The 5,241-nt window shown below is 36.1% G+C and carries 7 protein-coding genes and 1 other annotated feature; all 7 genes read right to left on the bottom strand.

All coding sequences use genetic code 11. The annotated features are described in order from the left end of the window. On the bottom strand, positions 1-297 hold a 297-nt coding region (locus ACQV2P_RS08435), incomplete at its 3' end, for a hypothetical protein (protein WP_428894885.1). Positions 298-594: 297 nt separating this feature from the next. Next, entirely contained in the window at positions 595-1,842 is a 1,248-nt protein-coding gene (locus ACQV2P_RS08430) for a sensor histidine kinase (RefSeq protein WP_428894884.1), read from the bottom strand. Beyond that, complete coding sequence (locus tag ACQV2P_RS08425) at positions 1,832-2,536, bottom strand: response regulator transcription factor (RefSeq protein WP_428894883.1); 705 nt, start codon at positions 2,534-2,536, stop codon at positions 1,832-1,834. The genes ACQV2P_RS08430 and ACQV2P_RS08425 overlap by 11 nt, the downstream gene beginning before the upstream one ends. A gap of 117 nt (positions 2,537-2,653) precedes the next feature. Next, positions 2,654-3,031, bottom strand: coding sequence for a 50S ribosomal protein L7/L12 (rplL, locus tag ACQV2P_RS08420; RefSeq protein ID WP_428874540.1), 378 nt, complete (start codon positions 3,029-3,031; stop codon positions 2,654-2,656). A 59-nt stretch (positions 3,032-3,090) separates the two neighbouring features. Further along, entirely contained in the window at positions 3,091-3,627 is a 537-nt protein-coding gene (rplJ, locus tag ACQV2P_RS08415) for a 50S ribosomal protein L10 (protein ID WP_428874539.1), read from the bottom strand. Positions 3,628-3,664: 37 nt separating this feature from the next. Next, positions 3,665-3,787 (bottom strand) — a sequence feature (ribosomal protein L10 leader region). A 37-nt stretch (positions 3,788-3,824) separates the two neighbouring features. After that, positions 3,825-4,514, bottom strand: coding sequence for a 50S ribosomal protein L1 (gene rplA / locus ACQV2P_RS08410; protein WP_428874538.1), 690 nt, complete (start codon positions 4,512-4,514; stop codon positions 3,825-3,827). A gap of 82 nt (positions 4,515-4,596) precedes the next feature. After that, complete coding sequence (gene rplK, locus ACQV2P_RS08405; protein WP_428874537.1) at positions 4,597-5,022, bottom strand: 50S ribosomal protein L11; 426 nt, start codon at positions 5,020-5,022, stop codon at positions 4,597-4,599. Between the last annotated feature and the right edge of the window lie 219 nt (positions 5,023-5,241).

Below are 5,241 nucleotides of genomic sequence, written 5' to 3'. Positions count from 1 at the left end.
TTTTTCATCTGTTGCCATGAATGTCATTGTATCAAAATCATATGACCATTCTAAGTCTTTTAATCCTTGACCTGCCACATAATCGTGGAAATGTTGCTCAGCTGCTTGCATACTTTCTGCTTTGTATTCTGAAGTAATATTTGTATCTGCTGTTTTTACTTCTAATTTATAAGTAGTTTTCTGCTCTTGTGCTTCAACTGGATTATTTTGAGTTTGTGCGTTTACTGATGTTGCTACTGGCATTCCTGCTGCTGCAACAGTTAATGCTGCAACTGAAGTTAATAATAATTTTTTCATTTATTATACCTCTTTCTTTTTTGTTTTTTATTTTTCTAGCGACGGCTGGAAAGCTTTTTGCATTCCTTACTTTTAATATTAACAAACTTCTAAATAATTTTCAAGGCTTTTTAAAGATAAAATTTAAAAACTTTAGGAATTCTTTAGAGTTTTGTTAATACTTAAGTTTGAATAAGCATTTAACTTTCTTCCGACATGAATAATTATAACTTTCTCTTAAAGAATAGCAAGTAAATCTAAAGTTTTTAAAGATACAATTCGGTTTCAAACATTACAAGTATTGTAATGTTTGATTCTTTAATATAAATCTTCCCTTAAGATTGGAATTTCGACCCGAAAGACAAGGTCTTGATCTTCCACAATTCCATAAGCTACCCCTTGATGAAGGGCAACCATATTGCGTACAATCGCTAACCCTAAGCCTGATCCCGGTTTTTGAGAGGTCCGTGAGCTGTCAGCTCGATAGGATCGTTCAAATACTCGTTCCAAATCTTCCTCATTCAATAAGGTGCCATTATTTCGAAACTCGATAACCACCCATTTTTCTGTTTTAATCGTATCCAGTCTGTTTTTTTGATAGCGAGTATATTTTTTATACTCTTGATCAGTCATTTCTGTCACTAATATTTTTTGATAAGTGGCACCTTCTCCGTATTTAAAAGTGTTGGTTATAAAGTTGTTAAATACTCTTACCATTTTTTCAGGATCAATTTCTAATACCAAGTCACTCGGTGTGACTTGACAGAACATTTCAATCCCTGCTTGCTTGGCTTGCAAATTAAAGTCAGCAAGCACCTGTTCTGTAAAAGCTTGCATAGCTATAGCTTGTTTATTAACTTTTGCAGTCGTTTGTTGGGTGGAGGTATATTCAAACAGATCATTGATTAATACTTGCATACTTTTAGCTTTACTATGCACTGTTTTTATATAAGAGGCCAGTTCTTCTTGAGTTAAATCTGAGCTGTCTTGAATCAGTCTTAAATACCCAAGTATTGAGGTAAGTGGCGTTCGAATATCATGACCTATATTATTCATTAATTCATCTTTTGTTTTCTCGGTCTCGTCTCTTTCCTTAAAAGCTTGATTAATAGAGTCCATCAGGGTGTTCACATCCTGAGCCAAAGTGACATAGTCTCCAATTCCCTCATTGGGAATTCTCAGGTCATACTTGCCTTTAGCCATGGCGGAAATATATTTACGAATATACCTTAAAGTAATCCGATTTCTTTCATGAATATATCTAAAAGTCACTGTAATAAATAAAGTAACAAGATAAAGACCAATTAATATTTGATTACTTTTATTATAGAGTGTATATGCGATAATGTTATCTTTCAAATTTGTTTTAATGGTCCATCCTAAATTAAATGTTAAAAATTTTAACAGTTGTTGATAGCTAAACATTAGCACAAGATAAATAAAGGAAACGGTACCAGCTACTATAAATAGATTTATCGTCATTTCAATGCGGTCGCTTTTACTTAGTTTAAAACTTTTAAAAGAAGGAATTAGTCCAGCCTTTTTTTCTTCATTCTTATTTATCAATCTTATAGCCCACTCCCCACACGGTTTGAATAACTTTCTCGCCGCCAGTTGCTTCTTCTATTTTATTTCTGAGGTTACTTACATGGACCATTACCGTTTTAGTAGAAGCAGAGGAATTATCCTTCCAAACACTATTAAGAATTTCATCAGCAGACCAAACTTTCCCCCTTTGCTCGGCAAGTAACTGTAAAATTTCAAATTCCAGACCTGTTACTTTAATTTCTTCTCCTTCAGCAGTCATCACTTGATGTCCTTTAGTATCGATTGTGACTGCTCCTAGATTAATAAAGTCTTTACTGTCTTTTTGCGCTAAAGAATGAGCATTCACACCTTGACGTCTTAAGATACTCTTGACTCTAGCGACTACCTCTAAAGGTTCAAAGGGTTTAGTAACATAATCATCGGCTCCTGCAAGCAAGCCAGAAATTTTATCGGTTTGAGTCTGATTAGCTGAAATAAAAATAACTGGAATATCTACATTTTTATGACGCATGACTTCTAATACTTCCATCCCCGTCATTTTAGGCATCATAATATCTAAAAGAGCGATATCTAATTCAGGATGTAAGTTAATTATTTCTAAAGCTTCTTCTCCGTTATTAGCTAATGTACACTCATATCCCTCATTACGCATATAAATATGTAATAAATCTAAAATTGCTTTGTCATCATCTGCAATTAATAACTTGACCATTTTCTTCCCTCCTCAATCTTTCTCTTCCATTATAGCCCAACTTTTTAAATTTATCTTTAAAAAGGGAAAAACCTGATCAGAAGATCTGACCAGGTTAATATAGATGGGATAGAGAAATTATTTAACTTCTACAGATCCACCAACTTCTTCAATTTTAGCTTTCAATTCTTCAGCGTCTTCTTTAGAAATGCCTTCTTTGATTGCTTTAGGAGCGTTGTCTACTAATTCTTTAGCTTCTTTCAAGCCCAAGCCAGTAGCTTCACGAACCACTTTGATTACTTTAATTTTAGCGTCGCCAGCTGAATTTAATACTACGTCAAATTCAGTTTGCTCTGCAGCAGCTTCGCCACCGCCAGCAGCAGGTCCAGCTGCAACAGCTACAGGAGCCGCAGCAGATACGCCAAATTCTTCTTCAATTGCTTCTACTAATTCGTTTAATTCTACAACTGTTGCTGATTTGATATCTTCAATAATTTGTTCAATATTTAATGCCATTTTGGTTTCCTCCAAATATTTTTTTAGTTTATATTGTACTTAAGCGACGAGGGATCGATTTAGGCAGCACCTTTTTTGTCGATAATTCCGTTCAAAGCGTAAACCATTTGTTGTGCTGGGTTTGCTTGAGAAAGGACAGATGCCACATTGCGCATTGGCGCTTGTAATACAGATAGTAACATTGAAAGTAATTCTTCGCGACCAGGCATTTTCGCTACTTGTTCAATCATTTCTTTAGTAGCTGCTTGACCTTCAACAATTCCGCCACGAATTTCAAGAGTTTCATTGTCTTTAGCAAAGTTTGCTGAAATTTTCGCTGGATTTACGACGTCATCTGAGAAGACAATCGCTGAAGGACCCTTGAATAAATCTTGAGGAACTTCGATTCCTGCTTTTTCAGCCGCACGACGAAGCATTGTGTTTTTCACAACCTTCATTTGAACGCCTGCATCACGTAATTGTTTACGGTAGTCTGTTACTTCTTCAACCGTTAAGCCAAGATAATCCACTACAACGATTGTTGCAGAGTTTTTCATATCTTCAGCAATTTTTTCAATTTCTTGAGCCTTTGCATTTAATACTGCTTCTTTAACCATGTTTCTTCTTTCACCTCCATCAAATAGGTATAGAGATTTTTAAAATTAAAAATCTCTATGTCACCTAGACATAGAGATAGCTTCCTGTTTAACGGGAACTTCCTCGGTAAGAAATTAAGGCTTAGCCACTTACTGTCTTAGGTCGTTTAAAATACTTATTTATCATAGTGATAAACAAATTATTTGTCAATATGAATTTATAAACTTTCGACGTTAATCTTGATTCCGGGTCCGAAAGTGGTTGCTAAAGCTAAATTAGTAATATAAGTTCCTTTAGCTGTAGCTGGCTTCACACGCATAATTTGCTCATGAAGTGCTTTGAAGTTTTCCACTAATTTTTCATCTTCAAAAGATACTTTACCAATTGGAACATTCACGATACCTGCTTTATCTGCACGGTAAGTTACTTGTCCAGCCTTGATATCGTTAACGGCTTTGGTTACGTCCATTGTAACGGTACCTGTTTTAGGGTTTGGCATTAAGCCTTTAGGTCCTAAGACACGACCCAAACGTCCAACTTGTCCCATCATATCTGGGGTAGCTACCATTACGTCGAAATCTAACCAACCACCGTTGATTTTATTAATTAGATCTTCTTCACCAACAAAGTCTGCTCCAGCAGCTTCTGCTTCAGCGGCTTTTTCACCTTTTGCAATAACTACCACTGTTTGTGTTTTACCTGTTCCATGTGGTAGCACCATTGCGCCACGAATTTGTTGGTCTGCTTTTTTAACATCGATATTTAAATTGTAAGATACTTCAACAGAGGCATCAAATTTTGCAAAGTCAATTTCTTTTGCTAATGCGACTGCTTCTGTTACATCATATTTCTTTGTACGGTCAACTTTTTCTCTTGCCGCTACATAGTTTTTGCTTTTCTTAGCCATTTGTTTTTCCTCCTATATTTGTGGTTATTCGGGGTTTCCCTCCCACACCCGATAGAAACGGGGCGAGAAGCTACCTTGGCGCTTAGTCTTCGACTGTAATCCCCATTGAACGGGCAGTTCCTTCAACCATACGCATAGCAGCTTCTACATCGGCTGCATTTAAGTCTGCCATTTTAATTTCTGCGATTTCACGGACTTGATCACGTGTAACCTTTCCGACTTTGTTCTTGTTAGGTTCACCTGAAGCCTTTTTCAAGCCAACAGCTTTTTTCAATAGGATTGGAGCTGGTGGTGTTTTAGTAATAAAGGTAAATGAACGATCTTCATAGACATCAATAACAACTGGAATAATCATTCCTTGTTGATCTTGAGTACGTGCGTTAAATTCCTTCGTAAAGGACATGATATTAACGCCGGCTTGACCTAACGCTGGACCTACTGGTGGAGCTGGGCTCGCTTGACCTGCAGGGATTTGTAATTTTACTTGAGTGACAACTTTTTTAGCCACGAATATTCCTCCTTATGTCAATTTTCGTGATGTGGTAATTGGAGCTTTTATCTTTTTTAAACTTGCTCCTCCCACCCAATGCATGGTTTGAATACATGCATTGCAATATTATAACGGAAGGCTTATGAGATTGCAAGAAGTATTTAAATAGCTTTTTCTTGTTTTCTAGAATTGTCAAACATATGTTACACAAGGTGCTTCTAAAATGGCATGCTTATG

This window comes from Facklamia sp. P12932 (assembly GCF_050409545.1).
GTDB lineage: Bacteria > Bacillota > Bacilli > Lactobacillales > Aerococcaceae > Facklamia.
This window is presented reverse-complemented; position numbering and strand designations above follow the sequence as displayed.